The sequence below is a fragment of the Nocardia sp. NPDC050408 genome, from assembly GCF_044458905.1.
Classification (GTDB): Bacteria; Actinomycetota; Actinomycetes; order Mycobacteriales; family Mycobacteriaceae; genus Nocardia.
Genome location: NZ_JBITIL010000008.1, coordinates 166170 through 181830, shown reverse-complemented (window position 1 = coordinate 181830; position 15661 = coordinate 166170). Strand labels below are relative to the sequence as shown.

Here is a 15661-nt window from a genome sequence, read left to right as displayed (position 1 = left end):
GGAGTGTTTCGGTGCGTGAACTTCTCCGATCGTTGCTGGACATCCGCACGGCGCATCGGTCGCACGCGAACATTCGGGCCGACAGGCCACATCACCGATTTCGATCTCGAGAGGGAGAACGTGGCGACTGCTACTGCCGCACAAACGATCAATCGCGTCTTCGCGCCGATACAACAATTCAACCGAAGCTGGATGCAGGCCGAGGCAACCGGGGCATATGGTGTCGAGCTGGGGTTCGCATCGAGTAGCCACTTCTGGCTCGTCGGGAGGGCCGGCGTTCTCGGCGCCTGCTCGGACGAGGTCGCCGCGTCGGCGCTGGCGTTCCAGCCCTTGGATCGAGTTCGAGCGGCCTGGCACGGAGTTCCCGAGACCCTCACCCATTACGAGGTCTCCCTTCGCTACCGCGACGTACTCGCGCGGCGAGGCGATGAGGTTCTCGGTAATTTCGATCCTGAGACAATCGAGAGCATTGACGAGATGGGACGACGGGTCATCGACGCTGCGCCCGCAGCGCTCGGTGGCATCTTCGCGGGCTGGCGACAGGTCGCGCTGCCGGGATCAGATGCCGGACGAGCTGCTCTGACGATCCATGTGCTGCGTGAATTGAGGGGTGCCGCGCACGTCACCGCGATCCTGGCGTCCGGGCTCACCCCACTGGAAGCCGTTCTCGCGGCAACAGACCCGCCGCCGCGTACCGGCCCGGCCTACGCCGAACTCATGGGATTCGTCGGCCCCTTCCGCGACCCGGAGGAGTATCGACACCAGCGCATCGAAGCGGAGGAGCTGACCAAGTCGATGCTCGAGCGGTACTTCGCGGTGCTGTCTCCCGACGAGCTGGCACAGTTCGGCGACGCTGTCGAATCCGCAGGTGCGGCAGCAGCAGCGAAATGAGGCGCGCGAGAATCGGCCGGTCGATGGAGCGCTGTCGCCGATGACGCCGTTCAACTGAGACGGCATCGTCCGAACTCCGTCAAATTTCCGCTTCATCAAACGAAAGAGACAGTCTGCACAAAGCGGGTGATGCTGAAAGTCGGCGCTGCTGAGCAGAACTGGGGATATGTCCGCTGTGAATGCCGATGTCGATCGTCTTCAGGCGACGTACGTGCCCGCCGAGCACGGATTGGCGTGGTGGGGTGTGGACGACATCCCCAGTCGATGGAAGCAGCGGGGCTTCCAGCCCGGCCGTCTCGACACCGTGAGACTCGCGGTCCTCGTGGACGACGGTCAAGCCGACGAGCGTGCAGACCTGCGTGACCGACCTGTCCGTGATCGCCCGAACACTGGCCGATCTGTGCCGAACCAGATCACCTGGCCTGCAACCGGATACACACCGCCCGCCCGCCGATGCTCAAGTCTGCCAGCTGCCGCTCGTAACGGCTGTGCACGCGATCGGACACACCGCCGCATTCCGGGCAGGCAGCCGATCCGGCGTGGCTGCATGCTTCCAACCGGATCGTCCGGCCACTCATATCGACTCCATCGACGCGGACACCCGACAGATGCGGTGACAGCAACCCGAACAGCGACTCCAACACGCCAGCACGACCGAGCAGGGTCTATATCCGAATCTGCTGTGTACCAAGGGTTCGACACACCCAAGATCATCGAAAGTGCGCCAGAGCCACTTTCTCATGGCCACGGACATCCCTATGGTCTCGTGAAACGTGTGCTGCCGAGGCGCATTCGTCCTTGGGCGTGTATGTATCGCTAAGTGCCTGTGAACAAACTGATCGTTTAGCTGGTTCGGCAGTGTGAGCTGCGGAAATCTCTGGCGGGCTTCCGGGTTGGTGGTTGGCGGCTTATCGTCGGTGCCGGGGCCTGGAGTTTGCTGGAGGCGGCGATGGTGGCGTGGCGTGAGGAGCTCGCCCGGCGGGAGGCCGCGGCCGCTGAGGAGGTCGAGCGGTTGCGGCGACAGATCGCGGAGTTGACAGATCAGCTGAATGACCGCGAGGGATTGTTGTCGAGGCTGGTCGTCACCCGCGAGACGATGAACGAGATCCTCTCCGCTGGTGGTGGCCTCGATCCTGCGGGAGACCTCAGCCAGGGTGAGGAGTCCGGTGATCAGGTGAAACCTGTGGCGCAGCAGCCTGTTTCGGGTGGTGTCGGATCTGGGATCGGGTTGGTGTTGGTGCCGCCGCGCAGGGCCGGGGTGGAGGCGGCGGTACTGCCGGGCGATTACTGCGACATCCTGGCGGTGCTCGCGCAGGGTGGTGTTCGTGGGTTGCGGGCCGGGCAGGTCGCGACCGAGTTGGGGATCGCGGCGACCGATCGGTCGAAAGTGGAAGGGCTGCGGTCGAAGCTGAAACGCCTCGTCGCGCGGGGTTGGGCTGTCCAAGCGCCGTCGGGGGCGTTCACGATCGCCGAATGAGGTTGGCGTAGTGGGTGGTTGACAGGCTGGTTCCCGACCCTGCGGTGTGGCACCGTGGCGGGGGCGGGACCTGGTGGTAGCCAAGCAGTCACCACAACCCCTGCACCCCACGAGGTCCCGCCGATGTCGTTCTACTCTGCAACCCTGTCCGCTGGCATCGGTATCGGCGAAAACGGTTGCGGGTGTGTGGCGTGCCGGTTCGGACACGGCACCCGCCGCCCGCCGCCCGCCGCGACACCTCCGACACCAGCGACGCCCAATGGCGGGTGCTCGTGGCGGTGTTGCCCTGGCCGGTCTGGCTCGACGGCGCCGGGGGCCGGCCCGAGGAATACTGTCGCCGCCACGTGATCGACGCGATCTTCTACCTCGCCGACAACGGCTGCAAATGGCGTAATCTACCTGTCGATTTCCCGCCCTGGCGCACCGTGTATGCCCTGTTCACGCGCTGGTGGCGCGGCGGAGAAGTCACCGCGGTCCACAACGACCTGCGCGAGGCGCTACGCCAAGCCGACGGCCGCGACCTCGAGCCAAGCGCGGCGATCATCGATTCCCAGACCGTGCGCGCCGCCGAAACCGTCGGCGCCGCAACCCGTGGTTTCGATGGCGGGAAGAAAATGAACGGACGTAAACGCCACGTCGTCGTCGACACCCTCGGGCTGCTGCTGCTCGTGCACGTCACCCCGGCCAGCGTCCAAGACCGCGACGGCGCCCGACCCGCCCTGACCCAGCTGCGCGAGTTGTTCGCCACGATCGCGCTGGTCTGGGCCGACGGCGCCTACTCCGGCCAACTCATCAGCTGGACCCGCCAGCACCTCGCCCTGACCCTCAGCATCGTCAAACGCAGCGACCAGACACCGGGATTCGTTGTCCTGCACCGCCGTTGGATCGTCGAACGCACCCTGGCCTGGATCACCAGACGACGAAGATGCGTCCGCGACTACGAACGACTACCCGAACACCACGAAGCCATGGTCACCTGGTCGATGATCATCCTCATGTCCCGCCGCCTCGCCCGCACCCGAAAATGAGCAGTTTGTTCACAGGCACTAAGACCAGCGCCAAAGCGCTGGCAGGTCTGTCGACAGCGGATTTGACAAGGATTAGGGACGCATTTTTGGCCGACCCGGGAGCACCGCCGAAGAGCGTACGACTCGCGACGGCCCGGAGCGTCAGCGACTGTTCTCGGCCGCGGCCCGCATCGCCCGCCACGCTCGCCGAACCCACCTCCGGTTCTCGGCGCACTTGGCCCTACACCGAACTGAACCTGACCGCGCTATCCCGCATACTACCCGGCTGACCAGCACGAAAACGTCCCCACAAGCGAAAGGAATCGAACCACCTCGGGCCCGTGGAAAGCCCGCAGCCAACCCGCTGAACAGGCACCACATCATGCCGCCCCGCGACCGAAACGGCCGCAAAAAACCAATCCGAATCCATCAGGCTGAAAAATCACCCCGACGAAAGATCCGAGCTAGGCGACCGCGAATGCTCGCTGACCAGAAACAATTCGCGGGCACCGTCACCCGTGGGGTTATTGCAGATGGGGCATAATCTCGGCGCGGAATAACTCCATTGACCGTTCCACCTCCGGTGTGCGCATGCCAGGTAGCCGGAAGTGAAGTGCCAGTTGACTGATGCGCCCGCCCCTGCCCTTGATGTCGGCGAGCAATTCCTCTCTGACGAAATCAGGGGTACCAATGTAGATGGGCATTCCCGGCATGAATAACAGACCGTCGACGTTCCTAAGCCGTTCAGGGGCAGGGAGGGTCTCCAAGGGGCCCGAGGACGTGTAGCCAGCGGGCCAATTATTCCGCGTTCGGTGGAAGTTCATGTACCAATGCGCACCGTACTGGGCCTCATCCCATGCCTGCTCGCGGGTTTCGGCAACGTGGACGGCAGTGATCTGAGCTACTTCGTGGTCGTCAATCGACTTTCCAAGATTGATCAATGTTTCGTCATATACGTCACTGGCGGCAGCCAGCACGTGATAACTGCGCTCAGCAGCGCGTTTCATGCTGTTCCGGCCGAAACCGCCCCACCAGATTGGCAGAGAAGGCTGTACTGGTCTGGTGTTCTGCCAAACATCCTCATATCGGTAGTATTCGCCGGCGAAGTCGACACGCTCGTTCTTCATTACGCGCTCGATGAAATCCGCGGCCTCCCACGTTCGCCGCCACGCCTCCTCCCTCCTTGTGTTGAAGGTCCGGTACTCTACCAATGACGAGCCAATTCCGATACCCAGATCAACCCGGCCGCGAGAGATAATATCGAGTACGGCCGCATCCTCCGCTAGCCTCAACGGATCATGAAATGGCACATTGACGACACCGGTACCTAATCGAATCCGTTTCGTCCGAGAGGCAATGGCCGCTAGCGTCACCATAGTGGACGGGCAGAGGTTGTCGGGCGAGAAGTGGTGTTCATTAATCCAGAGGTGATCGAACCCGAGACTATCTGCACGAACGCCGTCTTCGATGTAATCGGAGTAGAGGTCGGCAAGAGAATAAGGATAATCAGGATGATTCCTCAATGACAGAACAACACCAAGCTTAACCACCGAGGGTCTCCTTCGCTTAGATCGGGCACATGGTAGCGATCATGGTTTCTGCGTCACTGAAATCGTGAAATTGTTAGTCTAAAATTCGATGCTTCATTCGGTTACGAATCTAGTGTTTTCAACCTTCAAGAGCCGAGAATAGGGGAGTGTTATCTGCAACCATGCGATGCTCGGCGAAACGCCCGTCGGTCAGCACAAAAATATCCACTGCATTCGCGCTGACGGAACGTCCATCAAGGAGGTTCCACACGCCGATGGCTTCAACAATGATTACATCGCCGTCTTCCCACGCATTTGCTATATCATGATGCAGAGACCGAACGCGCCTTAATATCGGAATGAATACTTCTAGCAGCTTCTCACGGCCATGGATTGCCGGATCATTGCCGAAAGTCAGTGTGATGTCTTCGGTATAGTAACTGCTGATTCGATCGCGGTCGGCAGACTCGATCGCGTCATAGTATCTGGTTAGGAATTTTAGTGTGGCTTCACTTGCACGCACGTTGATCCTTAAGCGCTAATAATTGGACGAAAGTTCGGTCCAGCCGTTCGAGACTGCGATGGATACCCCGGTTGTCCCCTCCTTTTTGTTGCTGACTTCGGGGAATACGAGGTGGCCGTGCGGAATCGACGTAGCCGAGACTGGCCATGATGTCCGGCATGACCGATCCTGGCCATGAGGCGCAGGTCGGCACAAACGATTACGTCGTTGCACACCACGGGTCTTGTTTCAGATTAGTAGGCGTCAAGGTCGGCCACCCGCCCGAAACTGAGCGGAGACTGCTTCGGGTGCGGTCGCCGTGATGAATTCGTCGACAGTGGTCTTTGCTCGCTGGTGAAATTGCCGATACTGTTCGTCGCGTTCTGCGCCGATAGAGGCTGCGTCGATGTACATGGTTCCGTCTTTTGTGAAACGATGGCGATGCTCTTCGGAGTCCGGAAGTAACCCGACGGTCGAGAAATCAAAGCCGGAGTAGTAGGCGACACCTTGATTCAACGAAACGTCCAGGGCGCTGCGAATGAAATCAAGTGCGAAGTCGTCGGTTGCGCTCGACAATGCCAGCCAAAGCATGCGTTTTCCGGCGAGCCGAGGTTGGCTCCGGCCATATGCGAGTCCGTAATTCCACACCCGATCGATCCAGCCTTTAAGGATGGCTGGGATATGAACCCACCAAATTGGGAAGACCGCAACGACGAGGTCTGCCTTCAGGAGTCGCTTCATGTGTGACTCGACCTCCACCGAGTAGGTCTTTTCCCGGTTGTCCCAATCGGGCTCGTCCTCAACCGTCATCCGAGGATCAAATCCCTCGGAGTAAAGATTGAGCTCATCAACGTGGTAACCGGCCTCCTGGAGTTGCTCAGCCGCGCGGCGAGCGGTGTACGTGGTTAACGAATCAGTCCGGTGATGCGCAACGACCACGAGGGCATTTCGCCCAGCCTCCCCATTCCTATCCGGGTCGTTTTCTGCCGCGCGACCTACGCCGATGTCCTCTGGAGCGTCGCGAGTGTCACTGGTCATCAGTCGTTCCCTTTCGCTTCACAGGCAAGCGTTTGCTGTTGCCTTCCACGCCAGCCAGGCAGGTCCTCGGCGGCTCAAGATTGAATACGTGCGGCAATAGCTTCTCCATCGTCTCAGCACATCCGTGCTGGTGGCGCGGCCCAACTCCGCCCAAGAACGCCATACCCTATAGACTATATGCTCCAGCATATATGGTCTGTAGTTAATGGACGGAAGTGTATTCATTCGCCAATTGATGGTCAAGGGGCACTTTGGTGCGGATTCATCGGAACCCCGTCGACGCCCCACTGGCCCGCGCCGCAGCCAGGAACCGCTCCAACACCGATGCCGACAGATAGCTGCAGCCAGATCCGTGCTGGTCATCCACCGGTTCAGCTGACCCATCAGGGCGAGATGCTTGGCAATCGCACCGAGCTTGTGCCCACGCGCCAGCAGCTCCTGCTCGAACCCAGCAGCGAATCCCACCAGCGGACCCTCGCCAGCCGTTCACCCAGCGTTTCCCATCATCGCTCCTCTCCGGACACGGAACCACCCTGCTCCCGCAACCAAAGAGTGCGACCCCCCGGAGTTATCCCGAGCCAAGAACCAGCAATCAAAACTAACCACACACCGCCACAGCGACTCTCATGTCAACCACCCACGACATCGGGATAATCACCGGGTCGGGGTAAGTCCAGGATCAACACGTGCGGGCGAACATCGCCGCCGCGGCGAGCGACCGCATGACTGAGCGCTTGTGCGACATGAGTTTTCCTGACCGGCACCGGCAAGACTCACCTGGCGATCGGGTTAGCGATCCGGGCCTGTCAGGCCGGGCACCGGGTTGCGTTCGCCGCCGCCGAATGGGTGTCCCGCCTGGCCGAGGCCCATCACGCAGCCGGTTGCAGGCCGAGCTGATAAAGCTTGGCCGCTACCCGGCTTCTGGTGGTGGACGAGGTCGGCTACATCCCGTTCGGGAACGAGGCCGCGAACCTGTTTTTCCAGCCGGTCTCCTCCCGCTACGAACGCGCGGCGCTGACGGAGTCTTCGCTGTCCGACGCCCTCCGGATTGCGGACATGTGAGCCGCCCGCAGAGCTCGAGCACTGGCGTTCCCAGCGCCTTCGAGAACTTCTGATAGGTAGATGCCTCGGGCGCCAGACGAACAATAATGCGACTTGCGCCACAATTCGAGCCTATATGTTGTAGCCTATGGGCAATCAACCAGTTTCACCATGTTCAGGGGATAGCGAAATGACCGTGTCACCACGGCCGGCCAAGTTGGCCTCCGATGTTCAGTCGTCCGGGCCCTGCTCGCCTGCGCCGGCGTGCCTTCTCGCCGATTACCTCATTGCCGACGCTGTTCGTCGCTGATGTGGCGACCTGGGATGCCTCATGAAGAGGTCTGGCAACACAGTGTCCACGTTCGTCATGGCCTCGTGTGAGCGGTGGCGCTCGAGCCCATGTACGCGGACGTGCCGGCACGAACAGTGCCGAAACTGCCTTCGCGCGTTCAGGTTTCATACGTCGCTGATGTCAGACTCGCAACCTCTGAGCTGGCCACGACCGACAGGCGACGGGGATGGAGGCATCACGGGAGCCTCCTGCCTCCGCCACGGCCTCGCGCCGTAGAGCATCACCTCGAACGATCGTCACCGTCAGCGGGAACGCGCGGTGTTGATCCCGGGCGCAGGGACGCGACCATGCGTGGGGCAATTGCCCTGGGATTTCAAGGAAGTCGCCGGCTTCCGGTCTCCCGGCCCTCAGTACGTCTCAGCACAATCGAACGCCCCAATGTAGTAGGAGGAAACCGTAACGTGCCCAAAAAATCACTGGGAATCATCTTCACGATCAGACAGAACCCCACACGGCCACGCCCGCTGTACGACATCTACAACGACTATCTCGACGATGCCGAGATCGCCGAGAACGATCTCGGCTTCGAGTACTTGTGGGTGAGCGAACATCATCTTTCCAGCGACAGGTGGTGTCCGGCGCCTTTCGCGATGCTCGGCGCGGTCGCCTCGCGTACGAAGAAGATCCGACTCGGAACCGCTGTGCTCGTGCCGGCCCTCCACAACCCCCTGGAGGTATCGGAGAACTTCGCGATGCTCGACAATCTGTCCGGTGGTCGTATGGACATCGGTGTCGGGCCGGGCGCGTCACCGGAGGAGTTTATTGCGTTCAACGTTCCGCAGAGTGAATCATGGCGTCGCACATGGGAGCTTCTCGATTTCGTCGGGAAAACCTTCACCGAGGAGCGGGTCACCTTCGATGGTGAGTTCTTCAAATACGACGACGTTTGGCAGAGCACGAAGCCCATCCAGAATCCGGTGCCTGTGTGGTGGGGCGGGTTCGGTCCGAAGAGTCTGCGACGCGCAGCCGAGCGTGGCTATCACATCATGGGTGCCGGCGCCCCGCTGTACGACGAGGCGCTGATCGAGCTGGGCAAGTCTGTGGACGACCACCAGGTCTCGCAGATCACGGCCATCCATCTGGCTGAAACACATGATCAGGCATGGGACGAAGCGCAGGATGGAATTCACTGGTTCGTGAACTTCCATCGCCTACGCCACAAGCATTACAGCTTCGGTTGCACGCCCGAGGGACCGTTGGAGACATGGCCTCCGGCGCAGGAGCTCCGGAACATCAAGGGCCTCGGCTTCATGCCGGGATTCCCGATGTACGTCGGAACGCCCGAGTTCGTACGCGAACAGCTGATAGCCGACCTGGGTGGCCGGAATGGACGGATAACGCAGCTCCTGTTCGACTTCCGCGCCGGTGGAGGTGCGGAGACGCCCGCAGTCCGGCGGTCGATGGAGCTGTTCCGCACGGAAGTCATGCCCTATCTCCCGTTGGATTGATGCGGTGGCCGATCACCGATCGAGCAGGGTGTGAGAGGAGAGCTCGGCACGGTGCTCGCGGTCACGCGACGCGAGTACCGGCCGAGGTCTCATTCCGAGACGGCCACATTCAAGGAAATCACGCTGACGTATGTCATGGAATCCGCTGCAGACGAGTGGGTTCGAGTATTGCAACGTGCAGGAATCTTAACAACTCTCCCTGGAGAACACGGTGTCATCAATTGATCTTGCGACCGCTCAGGCGGGTCGGAGCGCGAGTGCTCTTCGACGCGTCCTGAGACGCGCTCGCGACGGGGTCGCTCTGAACGTCGAGGAAGCATCCATCGCGATGACGGCGCGTGGCGCCGAGCTCGAGGATCTGATGGCCAGCGCGGCCAGGGTCCGCGACGCCGGACTGACGTCGGCGGGCCGGCGGGGCCCGCGCGGGGAGCTCCCGATCGCCTACTCGCGCAAGGTCTTCATCCCGGTGACACATCTGTGCCGTGACACCTGCCATTACTGCACCTTCGTTACGGTCCCCGGCAAGTTGCGTGCCCAGGGTACGGGGATGTTCATGGAGCCCGACGAGATCCTGAGCGTTGCTCGCCGAGGCGCCGAGATGGGTTGCAAAGAGGCACTGTTCACCCTCGGTGACCGACCCGAGGCGCGCTGGGAGGAGGCCGCGCAGTGGCTCGACGAGCGCGGCTATGGTTCGACGCTGGACTACCTGCGCGCAATGGCGATCCGGGTCCTCGAGGAGACGGGACTGCTACCCCATCTGAACCCCGGGGTGATGAGCTGGTCGGAGCTGTCCGCCCTGAAGCCCGTCGCTCCGTCGATGGGAATGATGCTGGAAACGACATCACGGCGGTTGTTCGAGACGAAAGGCCTGGCGCACTACGGTAGCCCCGACAAGGACCCCACCGTTCGATTGCGGACGTTGGACGACGCCGGCCGACTGTCGATACCGTTCACCACCGGTCTGCTGGTGGGTATCGGCGAGAACTTGACCGAGCGCGCAGAAACCATGCATGCGATTCGCTCCTCCCACAAAGAGTTCGGCCACGTGCAGGAAGTCATCGTGCAGAACTTCCGGGCCAAGAGCCACACAGCGATGGCAGGCACGCCGGATACAGGGATCGCCGATTTCCTGGCGACGGTCGCTGTCACCCGGTTGGTCCTCGGCCCGAAGATGCGCGTTCAGGCTCCCCCGAACTTGGTCTCACGCGAGGAATGTCTCGCCCTGATCGGTGCCGGTGTCGACGACTGGGGCGGTGTATCGCCGCTGACACTGGATCACGTCAATCCCGAACGCCCCTGGCCCGCAACGGAAGAACTCGCAGCGGTCACCGCCGAAGCGGGTTACCACCTCGTGCAGCGACTCACCGCTCAGCCACAGTACGTGCAGGCTGGTGCGGCCTGGATCGATCCGCGTGTACAGGGGCACGTCACCGCGCTCGCGGATCCGCAGACGGGTTTCGCGCTGGACGTCCACCCCGTCGGGCGACCGTGGCAGGAACCCGACGAGGCGACCGAGTCGCTGGGGCGCACGGACTTGAACACCGCGATCGACTCCGAGGGTCGGCTGACGGAGACGCGAAGCGACCTCGGTAGCGCGTTCGGTGATTGGGAGTCGATCCGCGCCAAGGTGAACGAGTTGGCCGCGCGAGCCCCGGAACGCATCGACACCGACGTCCTCGCGGCCCTGCGCTCAGCGGAGCGCAACCCCGCCGGCTGCAGCGACGACGAGTACCACGCCCTGGCCACCGCCGACGGTGCGGCCATGGATGCTGTTGCCGCTCTCGCTGATTCGCTGCGACGAGACGCGGTTGGTGACGATGTGACGTTTATCGTCAACCGAAACATCAACTTCACCAACATCTGCTACACCGGCTGCCGTTTCTGCGCCTTCGCCCAGCGCAAGGGCGACGCCGACGCCTTCTCACTGTCCACCGACGATGTCGCCGACCGGGCCTGGGAGGCGCACGTCGCCGGCGCCACCGAGGTGTGCATGCAGGGCGGCATCGACCCCGAACTGCCTGTCACCGGGTACGCCGACCTGGTCCGCGCGGTCAAGGCGCGAGTCCCGTCAATGCATGTGCACGCGTTCTCGCCGATGGAGATCTCCAACGGAGTCACCAAGAGTGGGACATCGGTCCGCGAGTGGCTCACCGACCTGCGCGAGGCCGGTCTGGGCTCGATCCCCGGTACGGCCGCGGAAATCTTGGACGACGAGGTTCGCTGGGTGCTGACGAAGGGCAAGCTGCCCACCTCGGCGTGGATCGACGTTATCACCACCGCGCACGAGGTCGGACTGCGATCGAGTTCGACGATGATGTACGGCCACGTCGACACCCCGCGTCACTGGGTCGGGCACCTCAACGTGCTGCGCGGCATCCAAGACCGCACCGGTGGCTTCACCGAGTTCGTCCCGCTGCCGTTCGTGCATCAGTCCTCACCGCTGTACCTCGCCGGCGGTGCCCGACCGGGCCCGACGCACCGCGACAACCGCGCTGTGCACGCGTTGGCGCGGATCATGTTGCACGGCAGGATCTCCAACATCCAGACCAGCTGGGTGAAGCTCGGTGTCGAGCGCAGCCAGGTGATGCTCGTCGGTGGCGCCAACGACCTCGGCGGCACCCTGATGGAGGAGACCATCTCCCGGATGGCGGGTTCGGAGAACGGTTCCGCGAAGTCCGTCGAGGAACTGGTTGCGATCGCCGAGGGCATAGGACGCCCGGCACGTCAGCGCACCACCACGTACGACCACAACATGACGATGAAGAGGAACCCGTGGCTGAACTGAAGTTGGGATACAAGGCGTCGGCGGAGCAGTTCGCCCCCCGTGAGCTGGTCGAGTTGGCCGTGGAGGCCGAGGCGCACGGTATGGACAGCGCCACGGTCAGCGACCACTTCCAGCCGTGGCGACACGATGGTGGACACGCGCCGTTCTCCCTGGCGTGGATGACCGCGGTCGGGGAGCGCACCGAGCGACTGGTGCTGGGCACCTCGGTGCTGACCCCGACGTTTCGGTACAACCCTGCGGTGATCGCGCAGGCGTTCGCGACTATGGGGTGTCTGTATCCCGACCGGATCTTCCTTGGGGTGGGCACCGGCGAGTCGCTCAACGAGATCGCCACCGGTTACGACGGTGAGTGGCCAGAGTTCAAGGAGCGCTACGCGCGGCTGCGCGAGTCGGTTCGGTTGATGCGCGAGCTGTGGCTGGGTGATCGCGTCGACTTCGACGGCGACTACTACAAGACCAAGGGCGCCTCGATCTACGATGTGCCCGAGGGCGGTATCCCGATCTACATCGCTGCCGGTGGGCCCCAGGTGGCCAAGTACGCCGGACGCGCAGGCGACGGCTTCATCTGTACCTCCGGCAAGGGCGAGGAACTGTACCGAGACAAGCTCATCCCTGCCATGACCGAAGGCGCAGAGTCCGAGGGTAAGGATCCAGAGGATGTCGACCGGATGATCGAGATCAAGATCTCCTACGACACCGATCCCGAGCTCGCGCTGGAGAACACCCGGTTCTGGGCGCCGCTGTCGCTGACCGCGGAACAGAAGACGAACATCCACGATCCGCTGGAGATGGAGAAGGCCGCCGACGAGCTTCCCATCGAGCAGGTGGCGAAACGCTGGATCGTTGCCTCGGATCCCGACGAGGCCGTCGACAAGGTCAAGGACTACGTCGGATGGGGCTTGAACCACCTGGTCTTCCATGCGCCGGGACACGATCAGCGTCGGTTCCTCGAGCTGTTCCAACGTGACCTCGAGCCGCGGCTGCGCAAGCTCGGCTGATGTCATGGCCAACGAGCTGCACAGAACGCCAGATGATCTCGTCGGCAGACCATCAGAGGTGAATGCTGCTCCGGTGTCGCACGAACCGCTCCATCGACGAAACCGTCTCGCCGGGTCCCGCGCGCGCAGTGCGGGGCTCGGTGAGGTCGCCATCGTGATCGCGATGAAGCGGCTGGAGGAGGCGAAGACCCGATTGTCACCCACGTACTCCGCAGCGCACCGGTCGACGCTCGTGATCGGCATGTTGACCGACACCATCGAAGCCGTGTTGGCGGCGCGCGCTGTCGAGAGCGTACTTGTCGTCACCGCCGACGAGACGGCGGCCGGCGCAGCACGCGACGCCGGCGCGCGGATCCTCCGGGACCCGACTCCGCGCGGACATGCCGATCCGCTGAATGCTGCAATTCGCACGGCCGAGAAAGCTGTTCGCGATCGAGCCCCCAACGTCGCTGTGTTGCATGGCGACTTGCCTGCCCTGCGTGGCGGTGAGCTCGAGGATGCGATCGCCGCGGCGAGCGCGTATGGGCGGAGCTTCGTGAGGGATCGCCACGGAACGGGAACCTCGACGTTGTTCGCCTTCGGTACCGAATTGAACCCGGCCTTCGGGCTCGGCTCGCCACTTCGACACATCGCTACGGGAGCAGCCGATCTGGGCGGCGACTGGCCAGGGCTACGCTGTGACGTCGACACCCCGGCAGACCTGCAGCACGCGTTGGGTCTCGGTGTCGGCCGAGCCACACGGCGCGCGGCGCACAGGATCGGTGCCGGTGGTGGATCCGTTGAACACAGCGCACTCTGTGTCGGAGTGCCGATCACCGTCGTCGGGGATTCCCGTTAACGGCGGGCCCGTTGGAGCAGCACGTCGAGGAACAGCACACGGCGCGACATGCCTCCAGGTGGATCCGCGATGTGCGGTTGTGAAGTACCGCGTTCGAACTCGAGAGACTTCGTTCGTTGCGCGAGACGGCCGCAGTCGTTCAATCACTGAGTCGGCTTCGTGGATGCCGATCCTCTTGTGATGTCGAAACGGAGTCTCGGACCGGCGATTCCGCGGTTCGACTCTATTCGAATCGTCAACCAGTCCCGCAAATTGGAATGGGGTCCATCATCTCTTCACACAGCACCAACAGCTCGGACACGGGTCAACCGAAGATCGAGAGAGCGGGGGAACTCAGTTCTGGTGCAATCAGCTCTGGGCACCTGGTCTTCTTCGTCATCTCCGCCGCGGCCCCACTCACGACAATTGTCGGTTTCATGGCGCTGGCCTTCATTCTCGGAGGTGTGACAACCCCCATTGGGTACCTCATGGCGGGGCTCGCCTACGGACTGTTCGCGGTGGGTTTCACGGCGATGAGTAGGTACGTTCGCAGCGCTGGGGCGTTCTACGCGTACATCACGCTGGGATTCGGTCGCCGTGTGGGTGCAGGTTCGGCACTCGTCGGGTACGTCGCGTACGCGTTGGGCGAGGTCGGTTTCTGCGCGGCTGCAGGCGTGTTCGCGTCCTCAGCCGTCAAGAGCATTTTCGGCGTCAGCGTCTCCTGGACGCTCTGTGCGCTCGTCATCGGAGTCATCGTCGGAATGGTGGCCTACTTTCGGGTCACCATCGGCGCGCGGGTCCTCGCCGTCTTTCTGCTCTGCGAATCCGCTATTCTCTGCGTGCTTCTCGGGGCGATCCTGGTCAACGGCACGCCGGAGGGACTGTCCTACGACAGCTTCCGTCCGACCGAGTGGGATCTGTCGTCGTTGTCGTCGTTGTTCGTCATCGCTTTCATCGTCTACGTCGGTTTCGAACAAACTGCGGTTTATTCGGAAGAGGTGCGAGACCCGGCTCGCACCATCCCGCGAGCGACATATCTTTCGGTGGGCATTCTGGCGACTGTGTACACGATTGCGTCGTGGTTGCTGCTGATGGCAGTGGGCCCCAAAGCGCTATCGGCAACACTGGCCACGGGGGACCCGTCGATGCTGGTCTTCAACATCACTGACCGCTATCTCGGCTCGATCACGACCGATGTCATGCAGGTGTTGATCGTGTCGAGCTTTTTCGCAGGAGTACTTGCACTCCACAATGCTGCAGCGCGGTACATGTTCGCGTTGGGTCGAAGCAATCTGCTTCCGAAGAGTTTGGCCCACACCTCGATAAGGAGTGGGAGTCCAGTTGCTGCTGTTGCCGTGCAGACAGTTGTTCTGCTGGCACTGCTGGTCGCATTCGCGATCGCGGGTGCTGATCCTTACCGTCAGATCATTCTGTGGACCAACACGCCGTCGCTGGTCGGGGTGCTTGCGCTGCAGATCTTGACCTCGCTGGCCGTTGTTCGGTTCTTCTCGCGCAGATCTCTGGCAGTCGGACCATGGCGAAGCGTTGTTGCGCCCGGATTGTCCGCGCTCATTCTGGCGGGCGTGCTCTATCTGGTGTGCAGCAAGATGAATTTGCTGACCGAACTGTCGGCTACCGGTAACCTTCTGATCAACATCCCACTTTTCGTTGCGTTTGCGGTCGGATTCGTTCGGGCACACTGGCTGAGCGGAACGGAGCAGGGGGTGCCCGAAGAGTTCGTCAAGGTCGAGTGAAGGGCCAGAATGCGCCAACTGC

At 62.3% G+C, this 15661-nt stretch carries 13 protein-coding genes and 2 pseudogenes; 9 read left to right on the top strand and 6 right to left on the bottom strand.

Annotated features, from left to right (window positions below):
- Positions 1-120: 120 nt before the first annotated feature.
- Positions 121-891 (top strand): hypothetical protein, encoded by a 771-nt coding sequence (locus ACIBJI_RS24310; protein ID WP_397085972.1) that lies wholly within the window; start codon positions 121-123, stop codon positions 889-891.
- Between the two features lie 79 nt (positions 892-970).
- Here ACIBJI_RS24310 and ACIBJI_RS24305 read toward each other — a convergent pair whose 3' ends face one another.
- The gene (locus ACIBJI_RS24305; protein ID WP_397085970.1) at positions 971-1228 is read right to left on the bottom strand and encodes a hypothetical protein; all 258 of its coding nucleotides are present in this window, start codon (positions 1226-1228) and stop codon (positions 971-973) included.
- A gap of 76 nt (positions 1229-1304) precedes the next feature.
- Complete coding sequence (locus tag ACIBJI_RS24300; RefSeq protein WP_397085968.1) at positions 1305-1469, bottom strand: transposase family protein; 165 nt, start codon at positions 1467-1469, stop codon at positions 1305-1307.
- Positions 1470-1840: 371 nt separating this feature from the next.
- Between ACIBJI_RS24300 and ACIBJI_RS24295 the strand changes: the two genes are divergently transcribed.
- Both ACIBJI_RS24295 and ACIBJI_RS24290 read left to right on the top strand, forming a co-directional pair.
- Positions 1841-2368, top strand: coding sequence for a hypothetical protein (locus ACIBJI_RS24295; protein ID WP_397085966.1), 528 nt, complete (start codon positions 1841-1843; stop codon positions 2366-2368).
- A gap of 191 nt (positions 2369-2559) precedes the next feature.
- Positions 2560-3396: an IS5 family transposase gene (locus ACIBJI_RS24290; protein WP_397085965.1), complete on the top strand. Its 837-nt coding sequence runs from the start codon at positions 2560-2562 to the stop codon at positions 3394-3396.
- A gap of 503 nt (positions 3397-3899) precedes the next feature.
- Here ACIBJI_RS24290 and ACIBJI_RS24285 read toward each other — a convergent pair.
- The 4 genes and pseudogenes from ACIBJI_RS24285 to ACIBJI_RS24270 all read right to left on the bottom strand — a co-directional run.
- On the bottom strand, positions 3900-4925 hold the full coding sequence (locus tag ACIBJI_RS24285) for an LLM class flavin-dependent oxidoreductase (protein ID WP_397085963.1): 1026 nt from the start codon (positions 4923-4925) through the stop codon (positions 3900-3902).
- Between the two features lie 118 nt (positions 4926-5043).
- Positions 5044-5427 (bottom strand): nuclear transport factor 2 family protein, encoded by a 384-nt coding sequence (locus ACIBJI_RS24280; protein WP_397085960.1) that lies wholly within the window; start codon positions 5425-5427, stop codon positions 5044-5046.
- 243 nt (positions 5428-5670) lie between these two features.
- Positions 5671-6444: an NAD(P)H oxidoreductase gene (locus tag ACIBJI_RS24275; RefSeq protein ID WP_397085958.1), complete on the bottom strand. Its 774-nt coding sequence runs from the start codon at positions 6442-6444 to the stop codon at positions 5671-5673.
- A gap of 692 nt (positions 6445-7136) precedes the next feature.
- Positions 7137-7211: pseudogene (locus ACIBJI_RS24270) on the bottom strand (hypothetical protein); the annotation flags it as partial.
- Between ACIBJI_RS24270 and ACIBJI_RS24265 the strand changes: the two are divergent.
- From ACIBJI_RS24265 to ACIBJI_RS24240, 6 genes and pseudogenes are all read left to right on the top strand, one after another.
- A pseudogene (locus tag ACIBJI_RS24265) lies at positions 7198-7506 on the top strand (ATP-binding protein). The pseudogenes ACIBJI_RS24270 and ACIBJI_RS24265 overlap by 14 nt on opposite strands.
- 618 nt (positions 7507-8124) lie before the next feature.
- Positions 8125-9285, top strand: a complete 1161-nt coding sequence (locus ACIBJI_RS24260; protein WP_397085955.1) for an LLM class flavin-dependent oxidoreductase — start codon at positions 8125-8127, stop codon at positions 9283-9285.
- A gap of 199 nt (positions 9286-9484) precedes the next feature.
- The gene (locus ACIBJI_RS24255) at positions 9485-12070 is read left to right on the top strand and encodes a bifunctional FO biosynthesis protein CofGH (protein ID WP_397086129.1); all 2586 of its coding nucleotides are present in this window, start codon (positions 9485-9487) and stop codon (positions 12068-12070) included.
- Positions 12058-13068, top strand: a complete 1011-nt coding sequence (gene fgd / locus ACIBJI_RS24250; RefSeq protein WP_397085953.1) for a glucose-6-phosphate dehydrogenase (coenzyme-F420) — start codon at positions 12058-12060, stop codon at positions 13066-13068. The genes ACIBJI_RS24255 and fgd overlap by 13 nt, the downstream gene beginning before the upstream one ends.
- 73 nt (positions 13069-13141) lie before the next feature.
- The gene (gene cofC, locus ACIBJI_RS24245; protein ID WP_397085950.1) at positions 13142-13906 is read left to right on the top strand and encodes a 2-phospho-L-lactate guanylyltransferase; all 765 of its coding nucleotides are present in this window, start codon (positions 13142-13144) and stop codon (positions 13904-13906) included.
- A gap of 116 nt (positions 13907-14022) precedes the next feature.
- Entirely contained in the window at positions 14023-15639 is a 1617-nt protein-coding gene (locus ACIBJI_RS24240; RefSeq protein WP_397085948.1) for an APC family permease, read from the top strand.
- Positions 15640-15661: the final 22 nt, after the last annotated feature.

Coding starts and splice junctions, on each gene's coding strand:
- ACIBJI_RS24300 (WP_397085968.1), bottom strand. CDS start 1,469: ATGAGTGGCCGGACGATCCGGTTGGAAGCATGCAGCCACGCCGGATCG.
- ACIBJI_RS24275 (WP_397085958.1), bottom strand. CDS start 6,444: ATGACCAGTGACACTCGCGACGCTCCAGAGGACATCGGCGTAGGTCGC.
- ACIBJI_RS24295 (WP_397085966.1), top strand. CDS start 1,841: ATGGTGGCGTGGCGTGAGGAGCTCGCCCGGCGGGAGGCCGCGGCCGCT.
- ACIBJI_RS24260 (WP_397085955.1), top strand. CDS start 8,125: ATGCGTGGGGCAATTGCCCTGGGATTTCAAGGAAGTCGCCGGCTTCCG.